The sequence below is a fragment of the Microvirga sp. P4_G7 genome (assembly GCF_056401005.1).
Genome location: NZ_JBFUKD010000702.1, coordinates 1 through 1,855 on the forward strand (window position 1 = coordinate 1; position 1,855 = coordinate 1,855).

Consider the following 1,855-nt stretch of genomic DNA (forward strand, 5'->3'; position numbering starts at 1 on the left):
TCTCCAGCTCGTGCGCTATCGCGACGCGCAAAGTCAGCTGATGGAAACTCCGGAGAGCCTGCCGCGCGATTTCCTGCCCGATGTCGTGACCGCCCGGCGCATCGTTGCCGCAGCGCTCGACAGCGGGCGCACGTGGCTCGACCCGCTCGAGATCAGTGATCTCCTGTGCGCCTATCACATTCCGTTTGCGGAGACGAAGCTCGTCAAGACGATCGAGGAGGCCATCGATGCGGCAACGCCGATGCTTGCCGAAGCCAGTGCTGTCGCAGTGAAAATCCTGTCGCCCGACATTCCGCACAAGACGGAAATCGGCGGTGTCAAACTCGACTTGACGACAACGGACGCGGTCGCGAACGCGGTCTCCGATATTCTTGCCCGCGCCGCGCGCCTGCGGCCCGACGCACGCGTCACGGGTTTGATCGTGCAGCCGATGATCCGGCGACCGAAGGCGCGTGAGCTGATCGCAGGATTGGCCGATGATCCGATCTTCGGATCGGTCGTCGTCTTCGGGCGTGGCGGAACGGCGGTCGAAATCATCAACGACAAGGCGCTCGCCCTGCCACCGCTCGATCCGAAGCTCGCGGATGACCTGATCAGCCGCACACGCGTCTCCCGCATTCTCAAAGCGTATCGCGACGTTCCCGCTGCCGATGGAAAAGCCATCGCTCTCGTTCTGGTGAAACTGGCCCAACTCGCCTCGGACATTCCGGAGATCAGAGAACTCGACATCAACCCGCTCCTTGCCGACCACGACGGCGTCATCGCCATCGACGCGCGTGCGGTGCTGGCATCATGCAATGGCGATGAGCGCAAGGGACAACCGCGCTTTGCGGTGCGGCCCTATCCGAAGGAGTGGGAGCGGACCATCGCTTTGCGAGATGGACGTGTGGTGTTCGTGCGGCCGGTGCGACCCGATGACGAGGACGAGTTTCTCCGCTTCTTTCAAAAGATCACCCCGGAGGATCTACGGCTACGTTTCTTCGCGCCGGTGCGCGACTTCAGTCACGCATTTCTCGCGCGGCTGACGCAGCTCGACTACGCGCGTGCGATCGCGTTCGTCGCTTTCGATCGCGATACCGGGGAGATGATGGGCGCCGTGCGTCTGCTCGCTGACGCCAACCATGAAACCGCCGAATACGCCATCCTTCTGCGTTCCGACTTGAAGGGACTGGGTCTCGGTTGGGAGCTGATGCGTTTGATGATCGAATGGGCGAAGGCGGAGGGGCTGCGCGTCATCGAGGGACAAGTGCTGCGCGAGAATACCGCGATGCTCGACATGTGCCGCAAGCTGGGCTTCGCGATCCGCAACGATCCGGACGATGCGGAGATTCGCGTGGTGACGTTGCCCGTCGCTGCGATTGCGGAACCGCGACGGCTCGGTGACGACTTGGCATGAAAAAAGCCCACCTCGAATGGGGCGGGCTGCTTGTCGCTTCGGGATCGTGAATGATCAGTCGAGGTCGCCCACGTGCTTCTGGGCGTAGAGCTGAACGCCAAGCTGATCGACGAGGTTGAGTTGGGTCTCGAGAAAATCGATGTGGCCTTCTTCATCGGCCATCAACTCTTCGAAGAGGTTCTTGGAAACGCGGTCGCCCACCTTTTCGCAATGCTGCGCCGCTTCGAGATAGAGCGCTCGTGCTTCGACTTCGGCGGCGAGATCGCATTGCAGGATCTCGGTGATCGTCTCGCCGATGCGCAGCGGATCGAGGACCTGCAGGTTGGCAAAACCGTCGAGAAACAGAATCCGCTCGATGAACTTGTCGGCGTGATGCATCTCTTCGATGGATTCCTTGCGCCAGGTCTTCGCGAGCTCCTTGTAGCCCCAATTGTCGAGCACCCGGTAGTGCAGCCAGTA

2 protein-coding genes are annotated in these 1,855 nt (G+C 61.5%); one reads left to right on the forward strand and one right to left on the reverse strand.

Going from position 1 to position 1,855, the window contains the following annotated elements:
* The coding region (locus tag AC1DT3_RS19740; RefSeq protein ID WP_477466913.1) for a bifunctional acetate--CoA ligase family protein/GNAT family N-acetyltransferase at positions 1–1,396 on the forward strand (1,396 nt) is incomplete at its 5' end.
* Positions 1,397–1,450: 54 nt separating this feature from the next.
* On the opposite strand, the gene bfr is transcribed toward AC1DT3_RS19740, so the two are convergent.
* Positions 1,451–1,855 (reverse strand): bacterioferritin (gene bfr / locus AC1DT3_RS19745; RefSeq protein WP_477466914.1); only part of this gene is annotated, 405 nt, incomplete at its 5' end.